General features: G+C 74.4%; 25 protein-coding genes. 10 read left to right on the top strand and 15 right to left on the bottom strand.

Annotated features, from left to right (window positions below; translation table 11 throughout):
• Window positions 1-70: 70 nt before the first annotated feature.
• The 6 genes from ACIBEC_RS01900 to ACIBEC_RS01925 all read left to right on the top strand — a co-directional run bounded on the left by ACIBEC_RS01900 (window position 71) and on the right by ACIBEC_RS01925 (window position 6,023).
• Window positions 71-625: a hypothetical protein gene (locus ACIBEC_RS01900; RefSeq protein ID WP_360490361.1), complete on the top strand. Its 555-nt coding sequence runs from the start codon at window positions 71-73 to the stop codon at window positions 623-625.
• Between the two features lie 6 nt (window positions 626-631).
• A complete protein-coding gene (locus tag ACIBEC_RS01905) occupies window positions 632-2,599 on the top strand; it encodes an ABC transporter permease (RefSeq protein WP_360490363.1) in 1,968 nt (655 codons plus the stop codon).
• Window positions 2,600-2,910: 311 nt separating this feature from the next.
• The gene (locus tag ACIBEC_RS01910; RefSeq protein WP_360490365.1) at window positions 2,911-3,687 is read left to right on the top strand and encodes an ABC transporter ATP-binding protein; all 777 of its coding nucleotides are present in this window, start codon (window positions 2,911-2,913) and stop codon (window positions 3,685-3,687) included.
• Entirely contained in the window at window positions 3,687-4,364 is a 678-nt protein-coding gene (locus ACIBEC_RS01915) for an ATP-binding cassette domain-containing protein (RefSeq protein WP_360490367.1), read from the top strand. The genes ACIBEC_RS01910 and ACIBEC_RS01915 overlap by 1 nt, the downstream gene beginning before the upstream one ends.
• A 322-nt stretch (window positions 4,365-4,686) precedes the next feature.
• Window positions 4,687-5,145, top strand: coding sequence for a hypothetical protein (locus ACIBEC_RS01920; RefSeq protein WP_360490369.1), 459 nt, complete (start codon window positions 4,687-4,689; stop codon window positions 5,143-5,145).
• A 353-nt stretch (window positions 5,146-5,498) separates the two neighbouring features.
• On the top strand, window positions 5,499-6,023 hold the full coding sequence (locus ACIBEC_RS01925) for a hypothetical protein (RefSeq protein WP_360490371.1): 525 nt from the start codon (window positions 5,499-5,501) through the stop codon (window positions 6,021-6,023).
• A gap of 49 nt (window positions 6,024-6,072) precedes the next feature.
• Here the strand turns inward: ACIBEC_RS01925 and ACIBEC_RS01930 are convergent, their stop codons facing one another.
• A complete protein-coding gene (locus tag ACIBEC_RS01930; protein ID WP_360490373.1) occupies window positions 6,073-6,849 on the bottom strand; it encodes a GNAT family N-acetyltransferase in 777 nt (258 codons plus the stop codon).
• Window positions 6,850-6,853: 4 nt separating this feature from the next.
• Window positions 6,854-7,300, bottom strand: a complete 447-nt coding sequence (locus ACIBEC_RS01935) for a MerR family transcriptional regulator (RefSeq protein WP_360490375.1) — start codon at window positions 7,298-7,300, stop codon at window positions 6,854-6,856.
• 121 nt (window positions 7,301-7,421) lie between these two features.
• Here ACIBEC_RS01935 and ACIBEC_RS01940 point away from each other — a divergent pair, with 121 nt between their 5' ends.
• Window positions 7,422-8,264 (top strand): NAD(P)-binding domain-containing protein, encoded by an 843-nt coding sequence (locus ACIBEC_RS01940; protein WP_360490377.1) that lies wholly within the window; start codon window positions 7,422-7,424, stop codon window positions 8,262-8,264.
• A gap of 114 nt (window positions 8,265-8,378) precedes the next feature.
• Here the strand turns inward: ACIBEC_RS01940 and ACIBEC_RS01945 are convergent, their stop codons facing one another.
• Both ACIBEC_RS01945 and ACIBEC_RS01950 read right to left on the bottom strand, forming a co-directional pair.
• On the bottom strand, window positions 8,379-9,170 hold the full coding sequence (locus ACIBEC_RS01945) for an SDR family NAD(P)-dependent oxidoreductase (RefSeq protein WP_360490379.1): 792 nt from the start codon (window positions 9,168-9,170) through the stop codon (window positions 8,379-8,381).
• 321 nt (window positions 9,171-9,491) lie between these two features.
• Complete coding sequence (locus ACIBEC_RS01950) at window positions 9,492-10,418, bottom strand: NADP-dependent oxidoreductase (RefSeq protein WP_360490381.1); 927 nt, start codon at window positions 10,416-10,418, stop codon at window positions 9,492-9,494.
• A 148-nt stretch (window positions 10,419-10,566) separates the two neighbouring features.
• On the opposite strand from ACIBEC_RS01950, the gene ACIBEC_RS01955 reads away from it, so the two are divergent.
• Complete coding sequence (locus tag ACIBEC_RS01955) at window positions 10,567-12,033, top strand: helix-turn-helix transcriptional regulator (protein ID WP_360490383.1); 1,467 nt, start codon at window positions 10,567-10,569, stop codon at window positions 12,031-12,033.
• A 120-nt stretch (window positions 12,034-12,153) separates the two neighbouring features.
• Window positions 12,154-12,600 (top strand): protein phosphatase, encoded by a 447-nt coding sequence (locus tag ACIBEC_RS01960; RefSeq protein ID WP_360490385.1) that lies wholly within the window; start codon window positions 12,154-12,156, stop codon window positions 12,598-12,600.
• 249 nt (window positions 12,601-12,849) lie between these two features.
• Here the strand turns inward: ACIBEC_RS01960 and ACIBEC_RS01965 are convergent, their stop codons facing one another.
• From ACIBEC_RS01965 to ACIBEC_RS02010, 10 genes are all read right to left on the bottom strand, one after another.
• The gene (locus tag ACIBEC_RS01965) at window positions 12,850-13,221 is read right to left on the bottom strand and encodes a hypothetical protein (protein WP_360490387.1); all 372 of its coding nucleotides are present in this window, start codon (window positions 13,219-13,221) and stop codon (window positions 12,850-12,852) included.
• A 15-nt stretch (window positions 13,222-13,236) separates the two neighbouring features.
• Window positions 13,237-14,226 carry an urease accessory protein UreD gene (locus ACIBEC_RS01970; RefSeq protein WP_360490751.1) on the bottom strand — a complete coding sequence of 330 codons (990 nt, stop codon included), beginning with the start codon at window positions 14,224-14,226 and terminating at the stop codon, window positions 13,237-13,239.
• Between the two features lie 44 nt (window positions 14,227-14,270).
• Window positions 14,271-14,891, bottom strand: a complete 621-nt coding sequence (gene ureG / locus ACIBEC_RS01975) for an urease accessory protein UreG (RefSeq protein ID WP_360490389.1) — start codon at window positions 14,889-14,891, stop codon at window positions 14,271-14,273.
• Between the two features lie 42 nt (window positions 14,892-14,933).
• Complete coding sequence (locus tag ACIBEC_RS01980) at window positions 14,934-15,638, bottom strand: urease accessory UreF family protein (RefSeq protein ID WP_360490391.1); 705 nt, start codon at window positions 15,636-15,638, stop codon at window positions 14,934-14,936.
• Window positions 15,639-15,706: 68 nt separating this feature from the next.
• Window positions 15,707-17,431 (bottom strand): urease subunit alpha, encoded by a 1,725-nt coding sequence (gene ureC, locus ACIBEC_RS01985; protein WP_360490393.1) that lies wholly within the window; start codon window positions 17,429-17,431, stop codon window positions 15,707-15,709.
• Window positions 17,431-17,868 carry an urease subunit beta gene (locus tag ACIBEC_RS01990; protein ID WP_360490395.1) on the bottom strand — a complete coding sequence of 146 codons (438 nt, stop codon included), beginning with the start codon at window positions 17,866-17,868 and terminating at the stop codon, window positions 17,431-17,433. Before ACIBEC_RS01990 ends, ureC begins: the two co-directional genes overlap by 1 nt.
• A 23-nt stretch (window positions 17,869-17,891) precedes the next feature.
• A complete protein-coding gene (locus ACIBEC_RS01995) occupies window positions 17,892-18,818 on the bottom strand; it encodes a cobalamin biosynthesis protein CbiX (RefSeq protein ID WP_360490397.1) in 927 nt (308 codons plus the stop codon).
• 3 nt (window positions 18,819-18,821) lie between these two features.
• Window positions 18,822-19,127: an urease subunit gamma gene (locus tag ACIBEC_RS02000; protein ID WP_360490399.1), complete on the bottom strand. Its 306-nt coding sequence runs from the start codon at window positions 19,125-19,127 to the stop codon at window positions 18,822-18,824.
• A 56-nt stretch (window positions 19,128-19,183) separates the two neighbouring features.
• The gene (locus ACIBEC_RS02005) at window positions 19,184-20,155 is read right to left on the bottom strand and encodes an urea transporter (RefSeq protein WP_360490401.1); all 972 of its coding nucleotides are present in this window, start codon (window positions 20,153-20,155) and stop codon (window positions 19,184-19,186) included.
• A gap of 210 nt (window positions 20,156-20,365) precedes the next feature.
• Window positions 20,366-21,109 carry an alpha/beta hydrolase gene (locus tag ACIBEC_RS02010; RefSeq protein ID WP_360490403.1) on the bottom strand — a complete coding sequence of 248 codons (744 nt, stop codon included), beginning with the start codon at window positions 21,107-21,109 and terminating at the stop codon, window positions 20,366-20,368.
• Between the two features lie 148 nt (window positions 21,110-21,257).
• Between ACIBEC_RS02010 and ACIBEC_RS02015 the strand changes: the two genes are divergently transcribed.
• Window positions 21,258-23,429, top strand: coding sequence for a HEAT repeat domain-containing protein (locus ACIBEC_RS02015; RefSeq protein ID WP_360490405.1), 2,172 nt, complete (start codon window positions 21,258-21,260; stop codon window positions 23,427-23,429).
• 142 nt (window positions 23,430-23,571) lie between these two features.
• Here the strand turns inward: ACIBEC_RS02015 and ACIBEC_RS02020 are convergent, their stop codons facing one another.
• Window positions 23,572-24,330, bottom strand: coding sequence for an alpha/beta fold hydrolase (locus tag ACIBEC_RS02020; protein WP_360490407.1), 759 nt, complete (start codon window positions 24,328-24,330; stop codon window positions 23,572-23,574).
• Between the last annotated feature and the right edge of the window lie 195 nt (window positions 24,331-24,525).

Consider the following 24,525-nt stretch of genomic DNA (forward strand, 5'->3'; position numbering starts at 1 on the left):
CCCGCCCCGGGGCAGCCCGTTCCGGGGGGCGCGCGAGTGGGCCGGGTGGCTGCTCGTCGCGGCGGGGGCCGTGCTGTGCGTGCTCGGCTGGTACGGGGTCTCCGGCGAGCGCTTCGTCGAACAGCAGATCCCCTACCTGGCCTCGTCCAGCATCCCGGGAGCGGCACTGATCGTGGCCGGAACCCTCCTGGTCGCGCTACGGCCGCCGACCCCGCCGGAGCGTCCGGACCTGACCGACCGCCGGGTGGAACGGCTGTACGAGCTCCTCGTCGAACCGTCCGACGTCGATACGGGCGCGGGACCGAGCGCCTGGCCGGGCGCGGCGCCGGGCGCGGGACCCGGCGTCCGACCGGATACGCCGGATACGCCGGATGCGCCAGACACACCGGACACACCGGATCCGGCCGGCCGGGACGCCGAAGGATGGCTGGCCGTCCCCGAGGGCACCCGCTACCACCGCCCGGACTGCCCGCTGGTCACCGGCAAGGCGCGGGCCGAACCCGTCGGCCCGGACGCCGTCCGGGACCGGAGCCTGACGCCCTGCCCGCTCTGCTCGCCGCCCGCGCCGGGCCCCGACCCCGGCCCCACCACCCGTCCGGGCGAATCCGCCCCGCCGACCGGCTGAACGCCCATGACCGCCGCCGCCCTGCTCGCCGCCGCTCCCGACTCGCTCGGCCTCACCGTCGACCTCGCCCTCGCCGGACTCACCGTCGGCAGCGCGGCCGCCCTCAGCGGCATCGGCCTGGTCGTCTGCCACCGCGCCACCGGCGTGCTCAACATCGCCCAAGGCGCCCAGGCCATGGCCATCGCCTACCTGCTGCGCGACCTCGTCGTCGTGCGGCACTGGCCGGTCTGGCCCGCCGTCGCCTGCTGCCTGCTGGTCGTCGCCCCCGCGCTGGGCGTACTGCTCGACGTCCTGGTCTACCGCCCGCTGCAGCGGCGCGGCGCCGGGCCGGCCGACACCATGGTCGCCGGACTCGGCGTCTTCGTGCTGCTCATCGGCGTGGCCGTCCTCCTGTGGGGCGCGGCACCGCTGGCCGGCGCGCCGTCCCCGCTTGGCGGCGCCGCGATCCGCCTGCCCCACGGGCACAGCCTGCGGCCCGACACCGTCGCCCAACTCGCCGCGATCCTCGTCCTCAGCCTCACCGTGTTCGCCACCACCCGGTGGACCCGCTTCGGCCTCCAGCTGCGCGCCGTCGTCGACGACCGCAGGCTCGCCGCCCTCGCCGGGGTCGACGCCGACCGGCTCTCCGCCACCGGCTGGGCCTTCGGCACCTTCACCGCCGGGCTCGTCGGCATCACCCTCGCGCCGTACCTGCTGCTCGACCCGTACGGGCTGCCGCTGCTGGTGATGGAGACCATGGCGGTCGCGGTCGCCGCCCGGCTGCGCAGCATCCCGGTCGCCATCGCCACCGGGCTCGGCCTCGGCATCGCCCAGGCCGAGCTCACCCGGCTGCGCCCATCCGGACAGCTGCTGCCCCTGGTCGAGGCGGTGCAGTCCAACCTGTTCGTGGTCGCGCTGCTCGCCGCCGCCCTGCTCGCCGGACCACGCATCAGCGGGGAACGCGCCGAGACCACGCCACTGGCCCTGCGGCGCACCGAGGGCAGGAACGGGCGGCTCGCGGGAGCCGTCTGCCTGGTACTGCTCCTGCTGCCGCTCGGCTTCCGGGGCAACGACCTGCGCAGCGCCCTGCTCGTACCGGCGCTCGCGCTCGTACTGCTGTCCATCGTCGTGGTCACCGGCTACAGCGGGCAGATCTCACTCGGCCAGGCCGGGTACGCGGGCCTCGGCGCGCTCGGCACCGCACTGCTGATGTCCGGCCGCATCCCCGGCCTCCCGCCGCTGCCCGCCGCACCCGCACTGCTGATCGCCGTCCTCGCCACCGCACCGCTCGGCCTGCTCACCGGCTGGCCCGCGATCCGCCGACGCGGGCTCGCTCTCGCCCTGGTCACCTTCGCGGTCGGAACGGCGATGAGTCGCTTCGTCTTCCAACAGCCGTACGCCACCACCGGGCTCGTCCTCGACCGCCCTTCCTTCCTCGCCGGCGACCGCGCCTTCTACCTCGCCGAACTCCTGCTCCTCGGCCTCGGCCTGCTCACCGTCCGGGGCCTGCACCGGGGCCGGCTCGGCCGGGCCCTGACCGCCATGCGGGACCACGAACCGGGCGCGGTCGCGGCGGGCGTGGACGTCCCCGGCCTCAAGCTCTTCGCCTTCGTCGCGGGCGCGGCCCTGGCCGCACTCGGCGGCGGCCTGATGGGCCTCGCCGGGCGCGCCTTCGACCCCGCCGCCTTCGACCCGGTACGCGGCCTCCTCTGGTTCGCGGCCGTCGTCGTCGCCGGTGCCGACAGCGCCCTCGCCGCCGTCCTGGCCGCCGCCCTTCTCATCGGCCTCGACGCCGGCACCGTCGCCGGCGTCTCCGCCGTCGCCGTCGGCACCCTCGCCGCCGCCATCGGGCGTCTCCCCGGCGGCCTCGCCGCCCTGCCCCGCCCCCACCACCGCCCGCCCCCGGCCCTCCCCCCGTCCCGCCTCACCCCGGCAGGGCGCCGGGTACGGGCGGCCATCGCGGCGAAGCCGGCCCGCGAGGACGGAACGCCATGAGAACCGCTCATGCCCCACGACGACCGCCCGATTCGCGCGGCGATTGGGGCAAGAGAGGGCAGGGCAGGGCCGGGCCATGAGCCCCGCTCATGGCACCCACCGGGCAACGCGGCGCCACAGCCATGAGGCTCGCTCATGGCCCTTCCGCCCGCCACCCACCGACCCCGACGTACGCCCCCGCCCCGACGCCACCACCCGACCCGGCCGGACGGCAGCCCCCGGCCCGCAGGAGGAACGGACATGACCGCACTCACCCCCCTCGGCAGCCACCTCCCCGCCTCCACGCCGACACTCAACGCGGCAGGCCGGCCATGAGCGAGGCTCATGGCCGGCCTGCCGCGCAGCCCGCCTCCCGGCTCACCGCCCGGGGCATCGTGCGGCGGTACGGGGGGATCGAGGCGGTGGGCGGGGTGGACCTGGTGGCGTTGCCCGGGCGGATCACAGCGCTGATCGGGCCGAACGGGGCGGGAAAGAGCACCCTGTTCGACTGCCTCGCCGGCACCGTGCGTCCGGACGCCGGTCGGGTGGTGCTCGGCGGGCGGGACGTCACCGAGCTGCCCGCACATCGTCGGGTGCGGCTCGGGTTGGCGCGGACGTTCCAGCAGATCGCCGTCTTCCCCACCCTCTCGGTGGCCGACAACGTCCGGGTGGGGGCCGAGCAGGAGGCCGAGCAGCGGGCCGGGCGGAGCCGGCGGGTCGAGGCCCGGGCCGTGGCGGAACGGACGGCCGGGGCGCTGCGGCTGTTCGGGCTGCAGGACGTCGCCGCCGAGTCCGCCGGGGCGCAGCCCACCGGTGTGCTGCGGCTGGTGGAGCTGGCGCGGGCGCTGGCGGGCGGGCCCCGGGTGCTGCTGCTGGACGAGCCGGCGGCCGGGCTCGACGCCGCGCAGACGGCCCGTCTGGTGGCCGTGTTGCGGGGCCTCGCCGAGCGCGGCATGGCGCTGCTGCTGGTCGAGCACGACGCCGAGTTGGTCGCCGAACTCGCCGACTCCGTCTATGCCATGGCCGAGGGCCATATGGTCGCGGCCGGCCCGACCGCGGCCGTCCTCGCCGACCCTCGCGTCACCCGGGCCTGGGGAGCGGTGACCTGATGCCCGTCGAAGCCGCCCTCCGCTCGGCCCGGGTCCGGTACGGCCCGCTGGAGGCGCTGCACGGCGTCGACCTCGCGTTCCCCTCCGCCGCCGTCACCGTCCTGCTCGGCCGTAACGGCGCCGGGCGGACGAGCGCGCTGCACGCCCTCGCCGGCGTCGTACCGCTGTCGGGCGGGCGGGCGGTGTGGCGGGGCCAGGACATCGGGGGACTGTCGGTACACCAGCGGGTGCGGCGGGGGCTGGCCATCGTCCCGGCCGAGCGCGGGGTGTTCGGGTCGCTGACCGTCGCCGAGAACCTGAGCCTGGGTGGGCCGGGGCGGAACGAAGTACTGGAAGTCTTCCCCGAGTTGACCGCACTGCTGCTCCGCCGGGCGGGCAGCCTCTCCGGCGGCCAGCAGCAACTGGTCGCCATCGGGCGGGCATTGGCGGCGCGGCCGACCCTCCTCCTGCTCGACGAGCCCGAACGCGGCCTGGCCCCCGCCGTCGCCGCCCGGCTGCACGCACGGCTGCTGACCGACGCCACCGCCGGCCGTACGGTCGTGCTCGCGGCGCAGGCGCTGCCACGCACCCTCGCCGGGGCGGCGGTGGTGCACGTACTGCACCGGGGCGAGGTGGTCTTCTCCGGTGAGCCCGCTGAGGCCACCGGCCCGCTGACGACGTTGCGGCGACTCGCCTGAAGGAAGCTTCCAGCCCTTTCCGGCCCTTCCTTCCCCTACCCCTCCCCTTCCGGTCTTCCCTTCCCTGCCCTCCCTTCCCTGCCCTCCCTTCCCTGCCCTCCCTTCCCTGCCCTCCCTTCCCGGCCTCTCCCTTCCCGGCCGCCTTCACCTGGCCTCCGGCCGACCTCCCTTCCGACTCGCCCACTACGATGGCCGCGCCCAGGTCGATCACGGTCGACACACCTGGGCAAGGGGGATGGAACGGTGGATCACGTCCAGCGAAAGCAGCGCAGGCAACGGGAGCCGCAGCTCGTCGGCGCGAACCCGGGCAGGTGCTGGTCGCATGAGTGAGAAGCAGCGCCCGCTTCTGCGGTACCGGCCCGCCGGGCCGCTGGTGCTCGGTGGCCTCGGGTGGGCGTGCAGCGTGCCGACGGTCCTCGCGGACGACGAGATCCACGGACTCGTGAGCCGCTGCCACGACAGTCCCGGTGCCCCGGCCCATGTGCTGCCGCTCGCCTGGGTGGGGCTGGTGCTGGGCATCGGCGCGGTGTGCTGGGGCGGTCGGCAACTCGTCACCGCCGCCGGGCGCAAAGCGCGCCGACTCGGGCCGGGGCTCGGGCTCGGGCACGCTCTGCTGTGCGTACTGCTGCCGGTGGCGGCGATCGGTGTGCCGCTCCAGTACGCCCTCGCGCAGACCGCCGCGCATGACACCGGGGCTCAGCGCAGCACTTGCTTCGGGCAGGGCCGACTCGCGGGCGCGGCCGGTCCTGCCGCCGTCCGTCAGGTACGCCTCCGGGCCTGACGGACGGCGGCAGGCGCCCGCACGCCCGACCGCGAGCCCGCGCCGGAGCCGGCACGCGAGCCCGAAGAGGACGGGGGCCATGGCGAGCACGCGAAGGACGCCGAGGTGGCGGAGGAGGAACATGGTGCGGCTCCCTTCCCGGGAGCCCGGACGGCCCCCGTTCGCGATGCCTCAACGATGACCCCCGTCACCGCTCCCGCACATGTACCGAACGGCACTGCCTGAGCAGCAACACCACCTAATTGCCACCCCACCCCCTGCCGATCGGCAGACCGCCGCAAATGTCCGGGGGCGCCAGGGAGGACGGCGGCAAATCCCTGGCCGGGCAATCACGCCGTGGGTACCCTCGGTTCATGATCGACCACGGCATCGCCTACCCCTACTTTCGGCTCCATGTCGTGCCTGCGGTGGTGGCGTTGGCCAGCCCGGCCTGGCAGCGTGAGGTGTGGCTCGACAGGGACCGGTTCGAGGACCTCGCCCACACCGTGCACGTGCTCTTCGACGACTTCTGCGATGCGAACGACCCGGCGTCCTCACTGGGGTACAGCCTTCGAACCGAGGAGGAAGTCGAGCTGATGGCGCGTCTCGGCGCCGCCTACAACGCGGTGCAGGACGCGGTCGGCGCCTCCGCCGCCGACGAGGTCTACCTGGACTCGCCGGGCTGGCCCGCCGTCATCGCTGCCGCGGCCCCGCTGGCCAAGGTTCTGGTGACCAATGACCTCAAGGCTCTGCAGGGGCTGCACGAAGCCGGGCACCGCTGGCCGCCCGGCGCCGGTTCGGCTCCGCACCAGAACGAGGGCCGGGACGAAGGCCGGGACGAAGGCCGGGACGAAGGCCGAGCCGCCGACCAAGCCGGCGAGGTCGACGCGGAGGCCTGACGCCCCCGCAGCCGCCCTCGTGCCTCCCCCGCAGCCGCCGTCGTGCCGCCTACGGCCGGTACACGTACGGCGTCGTCGTGCTCAGCCGGGCGAAGCCGAGGCGCTGGAGGATGGGGCGGCTGGCGTCGCTGGCGTCGACCTGAAGGTACTGGTAGCCGAGGTCGGCGGCGAGGCGGGCGCGGTGGGCGACGAGGGCGCGGTAGATGCCCCGGCCGCGCCAGTCGGGGGCGGTGCCGCCGCCCCAGAGGCCGGCGAAGCCGGTGCCGGAGTTCAGTTCCATCCGGGCCGCCGACACCGGGCGGTCGCCGGCCAGCGCGACGACCATGCTGACCGTGTCGGTGCCGTGCCGGAGGTGTTCGAGCATCTGGTCGCGGAGGCGCGGGCGGTCGGTGCCGAAGGCCTGGGTGTGGGCCTCCACCATCAGGTCCACCCCGGCCGGGTCGGTCACCGGGTGCAGCCGTACGCCCTCGGGGAGGACGACCTCGGTGGGCAGGTCGGCGATCCGGGCGATCATCAGCGCCTCGTCCGGCTCGGGTGTGAAGCCGGCCGCGAGCAGCCGCTCCCCGAGGTCCGCGGGGCGGTCGTGGGAGTAGGCTTTCCACTCGAACTCCAGGCCCAGCGCGGTGAAGTGGCGTACCTGTGCCGCGATCGCCGCGTCCGCCCCGGCCTCGTCCAGGCCGGACCACACCACGCCGTTCCAGCCGCTCTGCCCGCCCACCTGCCGCACCACCGCGCCGTCACGCTCGACGTGGACACCGGGGCCGTCGGGCTGCGCGTTGCGCCGGATCCGGTCGTCGAACAGGGCGAGCACCTCGTCATGATCCATCCGCTCACTCCAGCACGGCCCGGGAGCGCGCGCCATCGAGTTTCCGCCCGGCCGGATCCCCGGGGACGGCGAGCCGCGCGGCGAGGATCACCGAGCTCGGCGCGGCCGCGTCCATGATGGTGTCCAACAGGTCTCGTGCTGCTTCGAGTTCGTCCATCTGCCGGGTGATCCGGGCGCGCTCCCGGGCGAGGCCCGCGAGCAGTTCCGGACAGGTCGGGCCGGTGCGGCGGCGCCCCGGGGGCGGCAGACCCGGGAGGATCTCGGCGATTGCGGCGCTGTTGAGGCCGGCGGCGAGGAGGGTGCGGATGCCGTGGACGGCGCGCACTTCCCGGTCGCCGTACTCGCGGTAGCCGCTGGGTCGGCGCTCGGGGCTGAGCAGGCCCTGTTCCTCGTAGTAGCGCAGGGCGCGCGGGGTGACCCCGGTTCGCCGGGCGAGTTCTCCGATCCGCATCGCGGGCACCTCACATGGTCGGACGTCCGCCTTGACTCTGCCGTCGGCGTGAAGGTCTAGCGTAACCACCATGCCGAACCGACGATCTTCCTCAACCTCTCCTTCCCTTACCGCTGTTGCCGTGCTGGGCCTGGGCCCGATGGGCCGGGCGCTGGTCGGCGCACTGCGGGCCGCCGGCCATCCGACCACGGTGTGGAACCGCACCCCGGGCCGGGACGCCGGACCGCTCGCCATCGGCGCGCGGTCGGCCGCGAGCGCCGCCGAGGCGGTGGCGGACGCCCCCCTAGTCCTGCTCTGCGTCCGCGACCAGGCGGCCGCCCGGGCTGTGCTGGACGCCGCCGGGGCGGCACTGCGCGGCCGGACCGTCGTCAACGCCACCTCGATCGCGCCGGATGACGCCCGGGCCAACGCCGCCGACGCCGAGGCCCGGGGCTACCGCCTCCTCGACGCCGCGATCCTCACCCCCACCCCGACCATCGGCAGCCCCGAGGGCACCGTCCTGCTCAGCGGCGACCCCGAGGCGTTCGCCGCACACGAGGAGACGCTCCGGGCCCTGGGCGCCGTACGCCACGTGGGCGCGGAGCCCGGACGGGCGGCGGCCTTCGACGCGGCGCTGCTGGACCTGTTCTGGACCACCGTGCACGGGTGGGTCCACGCCCTGGCGCTCGCCCGCGCCGAGGGCATCAGCGGCAACGAACTCACCCCGTACGCCCAGGGTTTGCCGCGCATACTGCCCCCGCTGCTGGCGGACTTCGCCCGGCGCGCGGACGACCGCCACCACCCGGGCGACCGCAGTAGCGTGGCCTCCGCCACGGCCGGCCTGGCGCACGTCGCGCACACCGCCCGGGCCCGCGGCCTGGACACCTCGATCCTGGACGCCGCCCTCGCCCTCACCCGGCGGGCGGCCGACGCCGGACACGGGCCGGACGGGGTGTCGGCCCTGGTCGAGCTGCTCAGCGCCTGACCGGCGCCCCCACCGCCTGACCGGTGCCCGATCGCCTGACGGGCTCCCGCCCTCCCGGCCACGGCCCGATCGCCTGACGGGCTCCCGCCCTCCCGGCCGGCGGCGCGGAGCGCGCTACTGCGCCAGGTACCCACCGTCGACCGGCAGGACGGCGCCGGTGATGAAGGAGGCGTCGTCGGAGGCGAGGAAGAGGACGGCGGCGGCGACTTCGTCCGGGGCACCGAGACGGCCCATCGGGTGGAGCTTCTCGATGGCCGCGAGATATTCGGGCCCGCCCGGCTCGTCGCGCAGCCGGGCGACGCGTTCGGTGGTGATGGTGCCGGGAGCGACGGCGTTGACCCGGATGCCACGGTCCGCCCACTCGACCGCCAGGTGCTTGGTGAGGCCGGAAGCGACGAACTTGGCGGGCCCGTACACCGCTTGGCCGCGCTGGCCGGCCTCGCCGGAGATGGAGGAGAGGCAGACGATCGAGCCGCCGGGACGCTCCTGGGCGGTCATCGCCTGGATCGCGTACTTGCAGGTGAGGAACATGCCACGGCCGTCCACGGCCATCACGTGGTCCCAGTCCTCGGCGGTGGCCTCGGTGATCTCCATCAGCGGGAGCACCCCGGCGTTGGCGACCAGGACGTCGAGTCGGCCGTACCGTTCCACGGCGGCTTCGGCCATCCGGCGGGCGTCCTCGTCGCGGGCCACGTCGCCGACCACCGTGCTGACGGCGCCCGGGAGTTGCCCGGCCAGCCGGTCCAGTCCGGCGGCGTCGACGTCGGTGGCGACCACCGACGCGCCCTCCCGGACGAACCGCTCGGCGACGGCCCGTCCGATGCCGCTCGCCGCGCCCGTCACCACGCAGGAGCGACCGGCCAGCCGCCCGGCCGCGGGGCTTCCCGCCGCGTTCACCGTCACCATGGGTCGACTCTACCGACCGGAACGGGCGGAACCCGGCTTCCCGCCACCATCCCGCGGTCGGCGCGTCGGCAGGGTGGCGCACCCGGGGGATGGCCCGACCGTGCGGGCAACAGCCTTACGGGTGGCCGTCGTTGTGGCGGCAGCGTCGCCCGCGCCGTAGGGCCGGGCGGCCGCAGGGCCTACCGCTCGGCCCGATCGCCCGGCCCCACCGCCCAACCCGACCGCCCGCTCGGTGGCCGCCGCCGCCCGTGCGGCCCGACCCCGAACCACGGCGCCGCCGAGGGCGCCGAGGCCGGCGGCGCGGACTCGGCCGGTCTCGAGTCAGACCGTGAGGACGATCTTGCCGCGCAGGTGCCCGTGCTCGCTGACCCGCTGCGCCTCGGCCGCCTCCGCCAGCGGGAACACCCGGTGCAGCGGCAGCCGCAGGGTGCCGGCCTCGTGCAGGGCGAGCGCGGCGGCGTAGGCGCGCTGGTGATAGAACTCGACATCGGCGCCGCCGGTGACGCGGATCCCGTACTGCTGGGCGCCCACGAAGTCGGCGATGGTGAGGACGCGGTCCGCGCTGCCCGCCAGTTCGATGGACAGCGGCAGCACCCCACCCTGCCCGGCCGCGTCCAGCACCCGGTCCACCCCGTCGGGGGCAGCCGCCCGCACCCGCTCGGCCAGGCCCTCGCCGTACGTGACCGGGATCGCGCCGAGCTCGCGCAGGTAGTCGTGGTTGGCCTCGCTCGCGGTGCCGACCACGGTGATCCCGCGCGCCCGGGCGAACTGCAGCAGGACGGTGCCGACACCGCCCGCCGCGCCGTGCACCAGCAGGGTCTCGCCCTCCCGCACGCCGAGGAGGTCGAGCGCCCGCTCGGCGGTCTCGGCGGCCACCGGGATCGCCGCGGCCTCCTCCCAGCCGAGCGAGGCCGGCTTGTGGCCCAGCATCTCGACGGACACCAACGCCTGCTCGGCGTAGCCGCCGCCCATCACGGCGCCGAACACCTCGTCGCCGGGCGCGAAGCCGCTTACGCCCTCACCGAGGGCCTCCACCACACCGGCCAGCTCGTAGCCGTTCACGGCCGGGAAGGTGACCGGGAAGACCTCGTTCATCGCGCCGCTGCGCACCTTGTGGTCCAGCGGGTTGACGCCCACCGCGCGGACCGCGACCCGCACCTGGCCGGGCCCGGGGGCGGGCAGCTCGATGTCGATCGGGCGCAGGACGTCCGCGCCGCCGTACTCGTGGAAGGCGATCGCCTTGGTCATGGAAGCTCCTTGGGGTCTCGTGGAGTTGGTACATCCGACGGTTCCCATCCTGGTCCGGGGGCCGCGAGCGGGGACCCTGCCGTTCGGACAGTTCAACCTGTCCGAACGGCCAGGTGGCCCCGGCCGCCACCGGACTAGGCTCGATGACATGGATGGTGCGGACGGCATGAACGGGACGGGCGGCGCGGGCGGCGCAGGGACTCCAGGCGGCGCGGGAAGTCCAGGCGGCGCGGACGAGAAGTGGCGGGAGTCCTGGAGCCGCCCCGAGGACGCGCTGGCGCGGGCCGTCGAGGTGCTGCGCACACCCCGGCCGGAGCTCCTGCTCCGCCTCTCCCGGATGCTCGGCACGCTCGTCCCGCACGTGGCGATCGCCCAGCTCAGCGGCGTCTGCACCCACTCTCCCACGCACGCCCACGGCCTGCCCGAGCTGACCGAGGGGGTCAGCAGTCTGGAGCTGTCCCGGCTGGCCGAGCGCACCACCGCAACCACCGCGACCGGCCGCCCCTGGCAGGGCGAGGCCGAACTCGCGGGCCGCATCCGGCCGGTGGTGGTCGTCTCGGCCGCTCCGGGAGGTCACCCCACACCCGGCGGTCGCACACCGGACACCGGCGGGACATCCACCACCGGCAACGGCGCCGTCCTGGTACTCGTCCGGGCGAACACCGCCCCCGTGGCACCGGGGGCACTCGCCGTGCTGCAGCAGCTGTGGGACCTGGTCATCGCCCACTCCGACCACCGCGCCACCGACGCCGGCCCCAAGCACGCTGCGGCCTCCCGCGCCTCCGCCAACGCCCGCGCCCGGGCGATCGCCGAGTTCACCGGCACCCACAGCGCGGCGCTCAGCGCCATCCTGGCGCCGCTGCGCTCGGCCGACCTGGACGACGCGACCGCGCGCCGCAGCGCCACCGAACTGGCCGTCACCGCCCTGCTCGACCTGCGCCAGGGCGCCGAACTGGACCGCGCGCTCAGCGAGGAGACCGCCGACGCCGCCTTCGCCCGGCTCGCCCGGGAGCTGCGCCCGCTGCTGCGGCACACCCGGGTACGGCTGGACGCGGCACCCCCGGCGGAGGCCGCCCGCTCCGTCCCGGCCGACGCCGCGCACACCGCCCGGGACGCCGTCCGGGCGACCGTCCTGCTGATGCTGGAGCAGGAGAAGCCGACCCGCCTGCACGTCAGTTGGCAGTTCACGCCGGACGACGCCCTGCGGGCGGTGGTCCGCGGCGACGGCCTGGGCGTGCTGGCCGTCGACGCCCTCACCGTCCACCGCACCACCGACCGGATCGCCGCCCTCGGCGGCCGCTGCACCGTCGAGGCCGTCCCCGGCTGGGGCACGACGGTGACCGTCGACCTGCCGCTCACCCTCCCCGAGCCGGCGCTCGCCACCGATCCGCTGGACGGCCTCCAGCCACGGGAGTCGGAGGTCCTCGACCAGCTCGCCCAGGGCCGCCGCAACCGCGACATCGCCGCCGCGCTGCACATCAGCGAGTCGACGGTGAAGTTCCACGTCGCCAACATCCTGGCGAAGCTGGGCGTGGCCTCGCGCGGCGAGGCGGCGGCCCTGGCCCACCGCGCCGGGATGCCGGGCGGCGCGGTGGGGCTGCACGTGGCGTCCTGAGCCCGGATGTACTGACCACGGCGGCCCGTCGCCGGGCGCCTGCCAGGGCGAACATTCGCCGCCACCGTCAGGCATCCTGGCATCCGACCCACTCCGACAACCCCTCGAAGGAAAGGCGACATGACCGGCGCAACCGAGCAGCCGACCACCTGGGATCCCGCCACCCCCGGCCTCCTGCGGCTGCCCTCCGGCCGCCTCCTGCGCGGCCGCGGCCTGAGCCGCCCCCTGCCACCGGGCCCCCAACCCACCTTCGGGCTCTACCTGTTGGGCCGACCACCGAAGGACATCGAGTGGCAGCACCGCTGGGTCCGCTGGCCCGACTTCCGGCTGCCCGGCGACCGCGCGGACGCGGCCGACGCCTTCCGCGAAGCCTGGGAGCGCGCCGCCACCGACCGCGTCGAGCTCGCCTGCGCCGGAGGACGCGGACGCACCGGCACCGCGCTCGCCTGCATCGCCGTCCTGGACGGCGTCCCGGCCGCGGAGGCGGTCGCGTACGTGCGAGAGCACTACAGCCGACACGCGGTCGAGACGCCGTGGCAGCGGAAGTTCGTGGAACGGCTGGCCTGACCTCACGGGCGGGGCACCTCAGGACAGGACGACCGACCGCCTCACTCCTCCGAGGTCCGTCGCGCCGCCGGAGCAGACCTCTCGGCCGTCGCGCACCTCACGTCCGCCGCCTCCTGAGCCCCGGCACCGCCACCCAGCACCGCCGCCACCGAGCAGCGGCGATGCCGAGCAGCAACGATGCCGCGCGCGGTCAGGTTGGCGCGAAGGGGCACGGCTCGTGTGGTGCGTCTCCGCGCGCCCGTTCGCCGTTCACTCCTCCCGGAGGAGTGTGAAGTCGGTCTGGTCGCCTTCCATGGTGTAGCGCTGCGGTGCCCCCGGTTCGTGCGGGTGCCAGCCGGCAGCGAGCCCGGCGCGAATCAGGGCCTCGGTCAAGGAGGGTGTGACAGGGGCGAGTTGGAAGACCTCGGCGATGCGGTCGGCGGGGGCGGTCAGCAGAACACCGTAGTGGATCCAGGGGTCGTCGAAGCGGCGGGTGACCTCCAGCGGGCGGCCCGCGCGGCCGGAACGCTCGCCGGTGTCGAGCCAGGCGCGCACCATCACGTGTTCGCTGTCGCGGGAGCGGACGACCCAGTGATAGTCGCGGCCGTCGACGTGGATTCTGCGCGGTGTCCTCGGGGCCATCCCGCCACCGTACGCCTAGGTTTTGCGGAGGTCGGGTGCCGGGGCTCCGATCAGCAGTCGGCGCACCGCGTCCCAGGCCGTTCGCAGGGCGGCCGCGCAGGTGCGCGTGTCGGAGCCGAGCAGGCGCAGCCAGGCGCCGCTGTCCTCGGGGAGCACGCTGACGCCGTACAGCAGGCCGCAGCCGGCCAGCGCCTCGTGCAGGGTGTCGGCGACCTGCGCGGGCGGGGCGAGCGGGCTGAGCACGTAGAGGCTGGACATCACGTCGTGGCCGGCCAGGACGGCCGGACCGGTGACGCCCGTGACGCCCGTGACACCGCCGCCGGCCCCGGCCGGGGCCCCGGCCCGCGCGGGCTCGAGCCGTACGGTGTCCAGGGCCACCAACCGGCCGTCCGGGCGGCGTACTTCGAGGTCCGAGGCGAACACCTGGTAGGCGTTGCGCTCGCCGCGTGCGAGGCGGCCGGCCAGTACGGTCTCGCTCGCCAGCACGGTCGCGCCCGGGTCGACGGTCAGGACGGTGCGCTGGTAGAGGCGGGAGTCGACGAAGGGGATCACCGGCTCGGGCAGGTACTCGACGTAGGCGCCCGGGCCGGCCGTCAGGTTGAGGAGTTGCGTCGCGTAGTCGTACTCCATCCGGTAGACCTTGGTGGCCGCCTGGGTGGTGAGGTGGACGGCGGTGTCGGCGCCGCAGCGCACGTCCGTCCGTAGCCGGTCGGCCTGCAGGATGCCGCCGCCGGTGGACATCAGGAAGGTGACGGCGAGGTCGGGGCGGGCCGGGTCGAAGTGCAGCGGGCGCATGATCTGCAGCGGTGACTTCTGGTAGTGGCCGGTGAGTTCGGTGCGTCCGCCGATCTTCTCGAAGGCCAGTTCCAGCAGCCCGACCTTGCCGGGGTGCCCGACCGCGAGGGTGTCGGGCGTCCCGGCGTGGCGGCGGACCTCGTACGGGACGCGGGCCGGCTCGTAGTGGCGGGGGTCGAGCCGGGGTACCGCCTCCGCCACGCCCGTCACGCCCGTCACGCCCGTCACCCCGTCGGTCACGACACCCGCAGCGGTCACGCCGGCACCTTCCGGAACGTCTCCAGGAACGCGGCGATCTCCTCCAGCCCTTCCCCCGTCAGGCAGTTGGTGAGCACCACGGGACCGCCCTCGCGCACCCGGTGGGCGTCGGACTCCATGATGCCGAGGTCGGCGCGGACGTACTGGGCGATGTCGATCTTGTTGATGACCAGCAGGTCCGACTCGGTGATGCCCGGTCCACGCTTGCGGGGCATCTTCTCGCCCTCGGCGGTGTCGAGGACGAAGAGGAAGAGGTCGACCAGTACCGGGCTGAAGGTCAGCGTGAGGTTGTCGCCGCCGGACTCGAACAGCAGGGTGTCGACGTCCGGGAAGCGTTCCAGGAGTTCGGCACCCGCCGCGAGGTTCATCGTCGGGTCGTCCCGGACGGCGGTGTGCGGGCAGGCACCGGTCTCCACACCGACCACCCGTTCGGGGTCCAGCATCCCGGCCAGGGTGCGGCGTACGTGCTGGGCGTCCTCCTGGGTGTAGATGTCGTTGGTGATGACGGCGGGGCGGTGGCCGCCCGCGATCAGCACCGGGACGAGCGCCTCGATCAGCGCCGTCTTCCCGGAGCCCACCGGGCCGCCGATGCCCACACGGAGCACGTTCTCGGTCAACTTTCCTCCTCTGGTGCGAAATGACGTACGAAAAAGGCGGGTTCAGCTCGCGAACAGTCGGGCCTCGGCCCGCTCGTGCCGTCCGGACATCGCGTCGGCGACCGGCACGCAGCCGCCCAGGTCGGCCAACTCCCTTTCCAGTGCCGCCGATACGACCTCACGGATGACCGGCGCGGCCGCCCGCAGCACCACCTGCGCCCTGCGGTGGTCGGTCAGCCGCAGGCGCAGGGCCGCGCCGACGAAGCTGGTGCAGAACGCGAACAGGTCGCCGGTGACGGCCTGTTCGACGGGGACGGCGGCCGAGGCGTAGGCCACCCCGGCGGCGACCGCCTGACAGCCGGGGGCGCGCTTGTCCGCGACCAGCGCCGCGTACCGTTCCAGCGGCTCGCCGCCCACCGATTCCCGGGCGATGTCCAGGAGTTGGCGTCCGGTTCGGGTGGCGGCCAGCCGTAGCTCACGGTTGAGCTTGGTAGCGTGCAGCCGTTGGTCGGTCTCGGCGAGCAGCTCCCAGTCGCCCGCCGTGGCGGCCCGGTGGGCGAGGGCGAGCGCGGTGGCGTCGGACGGTCCGACGCCGTGGCGCAGCAGGTCGGCGAGCAGGTCGGGCACAGCGTCGGGGGTGACCGTCTTGGCCTGGGCGTAGCCCTCCAGGCCGTGCGAGAGGGTGTAGAAGCCGCTGGGGAAGGCGGAGTCGGTCAGCTGGAGGCAGACCAGCAGGGCGTCCAGCCGCTCCTCGGAGACTGCGCTCACGCCGGAGGTCCCGCTCGCGCGAGGAGTCCCGCTCGCGCCGGAAGTCCCGCTACCGCCGGAAGTCCCGCTCACGCGAGGTAGAACAGGTGGTTGAGCGGCAGTTCGCGGGCCGGTTCGATGGTCGCGGGCTCGCCGTCCAGGGTGACCTTGTACGTCTCCGGGTCGACCACGATCTTCGGCAGCGCGTCGTTGCGCACCATGTGCTGCTTGCCGATCGACCGGCAGCGCCGCACCGGCAGGACCCGGCTGTCCAGCCCGAGTCGGGCGGGGACGCCGAGGTCCACCGCGGCCTGCGACATGAAGGAGACCCGGGTGGCCTGCCTGGCCCGACCCGACGCGCCGAACATCGGCCGGTAGTAGACCGGTTGCGGGGTGGGCAGCGAGGCGTTCGGGTCACCCATCAGCGCCCAGTTGATCATCCCGCCCTTGATCACCATCTTGGGCTTGGCGGCGAAGGAGTTGATCGGCCACAGCACGATGTCGGCGAGCTTGCCGGGCTCCAGTGAGCCGATGTGGTCGGCGGTGCCGGAGGCGAGGGCCGGGTTGATGGTGAGCTTGGCGAGGTAGCGCAGTACCCGGACGTTGTCGTGGCGTTCGCTGTCGCCGGCCAGTTTGCCGCGCTGGTCCTTGCAGTGGTGGGCGGTCTGGAAGGCGCGGGTGAAGGACTCGCCGATCCGGCCCATCGCCTGCGAGTCGGAGGAGAAGATCGAGATGACGCCCTCGTCGTGCAGGACGGTCTCGGCGGCGATGGTCTCGGCGCGCACCCGGGAGTCGGCGAAGGAGACGTCCTCGGGGATGTCGTGGCTGAGGTGGTGGCAGACCATCACCATGTCGAGCAGTTCGTCGACCGAGTTGACGGTGTAGGGCAGCGTCGGGTTGGTGGAGGACGGCAGGACGTTGGGCTCGCCGGCGATCCGCATGATGTCGGGGGCGTGGCCGCCGCCCGCGCCCTCGGTGTGGAAGGTGTGGATGGTGCGGCCGTCGATCGCGGACAGGGTGTCCTCGAAGTAGCCGGACTCGTTGAGGGTGTCCGTGTGGATGGCCACCTGGACGTCGTACTCGTCGGCGACGCTCAGCGCGGTGTCGATCGCGGCCGGGGTGCTGCCCCAGTCCTCGTGCACCTTGAGGCCGCACACGCCCGCCTCGACCTGCTCGCGCAGCGCTCCGGGCAGCGAACCGTTGCCCTTGCCGAGCAGCCCCACATTGACCGGCAGGTCCTCGACGGCCTGGTACATCCGGCCGATGTTCCACGGGCCGGGGGTGCAGGTGGTGCCCTTGGTGCCGTCGGACGGGCCGGTGCCGCCGCCGATGAGGGTGGTGATGCCGTTGCTGAGCGCCTCCTGCACCTGCTGCGGGGAGATGAAGTGGATGTGGGTGTCGATGCCGCCGGCGGTGGCGATCAGGTGCTCGCCGGAGATCACCTCGGTGCCCGGGCCGATCACCAGCTCGGGGTGCACGCCGCTCTGGGTGTGCGGGTTGCCGGCCTTGCCGACGGCGGTGATGAAGCCGTCCTTGACGCCGATGTCGCCCTTGACGACGCCGAGCAGCGGGTCCATGACGACGACGTTGGTGATGACCAGGTCGAGCGCGCCCTGGACGGAGGTCGCGGCCGGGTCCTGCGCCATGCCGTCGCGGATGCCCTTGCCGCCGCCGTAGACGGCCTCGTCGCCGTAGTGGCCCTGGTTGAAGTCCTGTTCGACCTCGACCACCAGATTGGTGTCGGCGAGGTGGAAGCGGTCGCCGACGGTGGGGCCGAACAGGTCGGTGTACTGCTTGCGGGAGAGGATGGCCATCAGCGGGCACCTTCCTGGCGGGTCTCCCTGGGGAAGTCCCGGGGCCGGCCTTCCTTGTGGTCGAGGTTGGTGCCCTTGAAGCCGAGGGCGATCGCCCGGTCGATGGCGCGGGCTCGGGTGGCGGGCGCGGTGATGCCGCCGTCCACCAGGTTGCTGAAGCCGACCAGGCGGCGGTGGCCGCCGAACTCGGCGAGCGTGACGTCCTTGGTGTCCCCGGGCTCGAAGCGGACGGCGGTGCCGGCCGGGATGTCCAGGCGCTTGCCGAAGGCGGCGTTGCGGTCGAAGTCGAGGGCGCGGTTGGCCTCGAAGAAGTGGTAGTGGGAACCGATCTGGATCGCCCGGTCACCGGTGTTGCTGACCGTGACGGTGGCCTTGGCGCGGCCGGCGTTGATCTCCACCGGGTCGTCGCCGTACAGGTATGCGGCGCCACCGGACATGGCTGGCCTTCCTCTCTGCCGGTTCAGTGGGGGGTGTGCGCGTGGGGGCGTACGTGGGGGTGCGCGGGGGGCTGGTGGTGAACGTGTTGTGCTTCGCCCGGCCCGTGGCTGTGCGCATGTGCTTCGCCCGGCCCGTGGCTGTGCGCGTAGCCGTGCCCGTGCTCCGCATCGAGGCCGGCCAGGATGCCGTCCTCCCCGTGCCCGAGGAGGTGCAGTGCCGCCGCGGTCCGGGCCGCGACCACGCCGGCGATCGCCGACGGCCGCAGCAGCGGACCGCCGTCGCGCACGTCGAGGGGCGCGCCGGGGGACGTGCCGCCCCGCAAGCCTTCCCGCGCCTCCGCCCGCGCGCCGTCCCGCGATGTGCGCAGGGCCGGGCCGAAGGAGGCCGGAACGGCCGTCACCTCGCGGGCGCCGAGCAGGCGGCAACGTTCGGCGCCCTCGGCCGGGTCGGGGTCGCCGCCGTCGAAGGCGACTTCCACCCAGCGGTGCCGCCCGTACTGGCGGACCAGCCGGGCGATCCGGAACAGCTCGGCGTCCTCGAAGGGGCCGGCCGCCGGGGCGGTGACCAGCACGGCGCCGTCGGGGGCTGTGGCGGCGGCGGCGCGCAGCCAGCCGACGAGGTGCTCGGTGGCGCCGAAGGGCGCGGTCAGGGCGAGCCGGCCGCGGCCGTCCCCGGCGGCGAGCCGGCGCAGCGCCCGGGCGGTGTCGGCCACGAGTCGGGGGTCGCGGCCGAGCGTCATCGGTACGACGCACACCGGCCGCTCGGTCGCGGCGAGCGCCGACCGTACGGCCTCGGCGAGCGGCCGGCCGGCGGGGGCGACGGCGTGGACGGTGGCGTGACTGGGGGCGTGGACGGCGGGCTCGTGCGCCGTCAGGGTGGCCAGGTCGCGTCCGCCGTCGCTCTCGTGTCCGCCGGCCAGCACGACGGTGGCGGGCTGCGGTCGTGCCATGTCTCAGGCACCCACCGGGTCGTGGCAGGAGACGAGCTTGGTGCCGTCGAGGAACGCGGCCTCGACCTGGAGCAGCGGCAGCATCTCGCGCACGCCGGGCATGACGTCCGCGTTACCGACGGCCTGCTTGCCGATCTCCATGCACTCGGCGACGGTGCGGCCGTCCCGGGCGCCTTCCATGATGGCCTCGCTGATCAGCGCGCAGGCTTCGCTGTAGTTCAGTTTGACGCCGCGGTCCCGGCGTTTGCGGGCCAGATCGGCGACGACGTAGATGTACAGCTTGTCCATCTCTCGCGGCGAGAGATTCACGGGAATCACTCTTCCTTTCCGAGGATCCGATGAAATGCAAGGAGTTGGACGGGAAATCAGACCCGGCGCAGACGGGGAACGGCCGGCACGGCCGCCAGGAACAGCATCGTGGTCAGCACGAACGGCCAGGTGAAGGCGTGGCCGCCGAAGGGCGCGGAGATCGCGGAGATCGCCGGCGTCAGGACGGTGGCGGCGGCCGCGCCGAGCAGGGCGTAGCCCGCGCTCCAGCCGCTCGGGGCGACGAACACCCCGCACAGCGCCAGTGCCACCAGCACCCCGCTGTAGCCGAGCAGCCCCTGCCCGACGGCTTCGGCGGGCGCGCCGAACGCCCAGGCGGTGAGCAGTCCGGTGGCGCTGCCCGCGCAGGCCATCAGGCCCGCGAGGTGGCTCGCCGCGAACAGGCCGGCCAGGAACAGCAGGCCGACGTACCACTGGGGCATGAGGAAGATCTGACCGATGTTCGCGAAGAAGCCGCGCCAGAGCTGGTCCCAGCTCAGTCCGGTCTCGCCGGCGGCCACCACGGACAGGGCGGCGGGTGCCTCCGCGCCGCGCCACAGCCGCCGGAAGCCGGGGGCGGCAACCGTGACGGCCGTCGCGACCAGGCAGAACGGCGCGGTCAGCGCCGGGAGCCGCCACGTCTCCAGGACCACCCCGAGCCCCGCCGTGACCACCACGGCGACGGCCGACCCGAGCACCGCCACCGCGACCGTGGCCGGATGCCCGGCCCCGAGGAAGACCGCGCAACCGAGCGCCACCAGGCACCCGTTGTACCCGTGCAGCCCGGCCTCCACGGCGCGCCGGTCGAGCCCCAGCCCGTGCGCGACGGCGGTGGAGACGGCGCTGCCGAGCAGACCGTAGAGGCCGTACCGCGGGTCGGCCGCGAACAGCGCGGCCAGGAAGAGGAGTCCGCACATGACGGACGGCATGAAATCGACCTGTGCGACGCCGCGCAGGACTTCGGCGACCAACCTGACGGATATCGGACGAGCCGCCGCGGCCGTGCTCTCCCCACCCTTTTGCTGACCCATGCTTCGCACCAATTTCCGGTACGGCCGGTGGGTTTGGAGGCAACCCCCGGCGATTCCTCCGGAACCGTACTCCTACGGATTGAGGAGTTGAATGCATACGGGGAGCTACGTCAAATCGACGAAGGGTGACCGCGAGGCCACTGAGCTGCAACATTCTGTTGAAATCGGCGCGCGTCGGGATCGTTGAAGAGAGAAATTCTTTGCGAAGTTTTACTTACCCGCACCCAAGTGCCGGACCAGGAACCGCTCCGAGGCCGCCACCTCGAAGTCCGGCACCTCCAGGTGGCCGCCGGGGTTGGCGTGCAGCGTCTTCTCCCGCGAACCGAACGCGCCGAACAATGCCAGCGCCCCGTCGCGCGGAACCAGCTCGTCGTCCCACTGCAGGACGAACTCCAACGGCACGCCCACCCGCGCCGCCGCCTCCGCCTGCGCCGCGTGCCCCGCCAGCCCGAACACCGCTGCGACGATGCGCGGTTCGGCCGCCGCGAGCGGAATGCCGACCGCACTCCCCAACGACAGCCCCCAGAACCCGACCGGGCCGAGGCCCTCCCCCACCGTGCCGAGCGCATCCAGCACGGCCACCCACTCCGGCACCGCCCGCTCCGCGAGCGCCGCCGTGTACCGCGCCACCCACGCGCTGATCGGCCGCCGGGCCGCCAGCAACTCCCCGATCTCCGTCACGAACCGCTCGTCCTGCGCGGTGCGCGGCCGCTCCCCGTGCCCCGGCGCGTCCAGTGACACCGCCGCGAAGCCGTACCGCGCGACACACCTCCGGGCCCGCTCCGCCACCGCCAGCTTGTCGCCGCCACCCCCGTGCCCGAGCAGCACCAGCGGCCGCCCGTCGAGCGGCCGCCCGTCCGGCCACCAGAGCACGCCGGGCACGCCGGGCACGCCGTCGAGGGTGAAGCCGCGCTGCGTGACGCCGTCCGAGCTGATCTCCGAGGTGAAATGCACCCAGCCATGATGGCGCCCGACACACGTTCGAGTCGCGGGTTTCCCCGCCCTGGCCGATTGTCGCCCCCGCCCTCGGGCGGCGGGGGCGGGCCGGGCCCTGGCTGCCGGACCGGTCCCGCTGTCAGACCGGTCCGGCAGAGTGCCGATCATGTTCAACGGACTGCACGACATCGACTGGGCGCGGCTGTCGCACGCCTACGGGAGCGCCGAGGAGGTGCCGGACCTGCTGGCGGCCCTGGCCTCGCCGGACGAGCAGGAGCGGGCCGACGCGCTCGACCACTACTACAGCGCCGTCCTCCACCAGGGCAGCATCTACTCTGCCACCACGGCCACCTTGCCGTTCCTGATCGAGCTGGTAAGCGACCCCGCGGTGCCCGGGCGGGCCGCGATCGTCGAGCTGCTGGTGAGCATCGGCCGCGAGGCGGCGGACTACGAGGCGTACGGGTTCGCCGGTGGGGACGTTTCCGACTCGCTGGCCCTCCTGCGCCGGCGCGCGGACGTGTTCGTGCGGTTCGCCTCGGACGACGACGCCGACCGGTTGCTGCGGCAGGCCGCCATCCCCGCGCTCGGGCTGCTCGTCGACGACGTACCGCGCGCGGTGGCGGTGCTGCGCGAGCGGCTGCCCGCCGAACCCGGGGTGGTCGAACGGCTGCTGCTGGTCGAGGCGATGGCCACGCTGGTCCTGCGCCGCCCCGAGGCGGTGGGCGAGGCGACGGCGTGGCTCACCGCCCTGGCCGACGACGAGGCCCTGGACACCACCACCCGGCTCGCCGCCCTCGTCCACCGCACCCGCTGCGCGACGGAGCCGGGCGGGGGCGAGGTCACGGCCGCGATCGGGCTGCTGCGGCGGGAGGCGGCACCGGCCGACGGCTGGTGGGCCTCGCCCCGGCCCGTCCAGGAGAAGCCGCCGATCGAGCCAGGCAGCGCTCCGGGGTACGTCATCGCCGCATTCGAGGAGTTGGAGCGCCACTCGGTGGTCCACTCGCCGACCACCCGGCTGCTGCGCACCTTCCACCAGGTGCTGGACGCCCGGGTGGTCGACCGCACCGCGCTGCTCGCGGAGCAGCTGCGCAGCCCGGATCCCGGCGCCCGCCTCGACGCCCTGCGGATGACCGCCGAGCTCGTCACGTCCTGGCGGGGCGACCACGGTTCGCTCATCGGCATGGTCGCCGAGCGGCTGGCCGACCCGCATCCCGAGGTGGTTGCCGAGGCCGCGGCCGTCCTCGGCACCTGCCACGCCGTCGCCGACCCCGCCCGCGAGGCCCTCGCCGCCCTCGTCGCGGCCCAGCGCGCGGAGTTCGGGCCCGAGGTGTGGTCCTCGCCCCAGCCGCACCGGCGCCGGGCCCACCAGGAGGCGGTACTGGCGCTGGCCCACCTCGGCGACGAACGGGCCCGGCCGGGACTGCTGACGGCGCTGGACAGCGGAGCCGACGCCTGGCGGGCGGTCGGTGTCGCGCGCCATCTCCCCTCCGCTGCAGGGACCTTGGCGCCACGCCTGGCCAAGATGCTGCGGGGCTTCGACCTGGCTACGCAGTGGAGCGACACGGAGGTGGGATCGGTCCTCGCCGCCCTCGGGGCGCTCGGGGACACGGCGGCGCTGCCGGCCATCACGGAGGTGCTCGACGCGGCGGTGCGGGAGAAACAGTGGCGTACCGCGTCCACCGCGCTGCAGAACCTGCGGCGCTTCGGCCCGGCGGCCGCAGGTGCGGGTACGGGTGCGGGTGCCGACTCGGGCTGGGGCTCGGGCACGTTGGCGCGGATCCGGGCGCTGACGACGGCCGCCGAGGCGGATCCGAGCGTGGTGGCCGCCGCCCTCGCCGCGCTGTGGGCGGTCGGAGGCGATCCGGCGGAGGTCCTGCCGCTGCTGCTTCCCGCGCTCGACGCCACCGGCCCCTTCCAGGTGAACGAGGCCGCCGACGTCCTCGGCGGGATCGGTCCCGCCGCGGCGGCCGCCCTGCCCCGGCTGCGCGCGTTGCTGGCCGACGACTACGACTGGGTGCGCGTCCACTGCGCCGCCGCGCTGTGGGAGATCGGCGGCGAGCCCGAGGCCCCGGCCGTCCTCGGCGCGCTGCTCCCGGCCTGGGAGAGGAACTCCGCGACCGGCGGCCACGTCGCCGCCTGCCTGGAGCGGATGGGTGCCGCCGCCGCGCCGGCCCTCCCGCTGCTGCGGGCGCAGCTCGAACTGCCGCGCCGGGGCGGCCGGTTCGGGACGATCGAGGAGGACGAGAAGCTGCAACGCCAGTGCCGCGCACTCCTCGCCCGCCTCGACGCGGCCGGCGTGACGTCAGCCGGTGTAACACCGGCCGGTCTGCCGGTGTGACACCGGCCGGCGGCCGGCGTGCAGGCATGACGTCGGCCGGGCGGCGCCACTCTCCGGGGCGCTGAAACGGGCGCGAAGCAGGGAGCGGAAAGTCGGCCGATCCGACGTCCCGCTCCTCCGCCGTGGCCCGGCAACCGGGCCGCTACCGCGCGTCCGCGGCCTCCCGCAGGAAGTCCAGCACCAGGGCGGTCGTCTCCTCCGGCCGCTCCAGGCTCGGCAGGTGGCCGGACCAGGACAGTTCGAGGTGGCGGGCGTTCGGGAGCAAGCCGGGGAGGGCGGCGGCGATCTCGCGGAAGTCCGGCACGTCGTGGGCGCCGCCGACGGCCAGGGTGGGGGCCTTGATCAGGGAGAGGTCGACGTCTTCCCGGTCCGGGCCGGTCGTCGCCTCCGCCTGCACGTCGAAGGCGTGCCGCTGCATCCGCCGGACGTTCGCGCGGACCGTCTCGTCCGCCTCCGGCCCCAGCCAGGTCTCGACGTTCAGCTCGACGGCCCCGTCGATGTCCCCGGCCTCGATCAGCTCGTCCTCGCGGCCCCCGAAGGCACGCAGCGTCTCGCTGGGCTGGTGCCCGGGCATGCCCGGGGCCAGCAGCACCAGCGCCGTCACCGCGTCCGGGCGCAGCGCGGCCGCCGTCAGGGCGATCCGGCCGCCGTGCGAGGAGCCGACCAGCGCCGCGGACTCGATGCCCAGGTGGTCCAGCAGGGCCAGGACGTCCCCGGCGTCGCTGTAGGGGCCGTCCGCGAGCGGCGAGTCACCGAAGCCCCGGAAGTCGCACCGCACCGCCCGGTACCCGGCGTCGACCAGCCGCTGCCACTGCGCGTCCCACATCCGCCGGTCGCATACCGAGGAGTGCAGCAGCACCACGGCGGGCCCGCTGCCTGATACGTCATGAGAAAGGATCATCGGCTGGATGGTAGCGACCCGACCCACGGATTCCCAAGCGGATTTACGCGCGGCCATCAGGCCTCCTGCCAGGCCTTTTGCCCCGCCTTGTGCCCCGCCTCCTGCCCGGCCTCCCGCCAGGCCTTCGGTCAGGCCGCCTCCCGCGCCGGCCCCAGCCCCCTCCGCACCTCGCGTCGATCCCCGGCGGCCCTTCCG

It is taken from the genome of Kitasatospora sp. NPDC051164, from assembly GCF_044455625.1.
Classification (GTDB): Bacteria; Actinomycetota; Actinomycetes; order Streptomycetales; family Streptomycetaceae; genus Kitasatospora.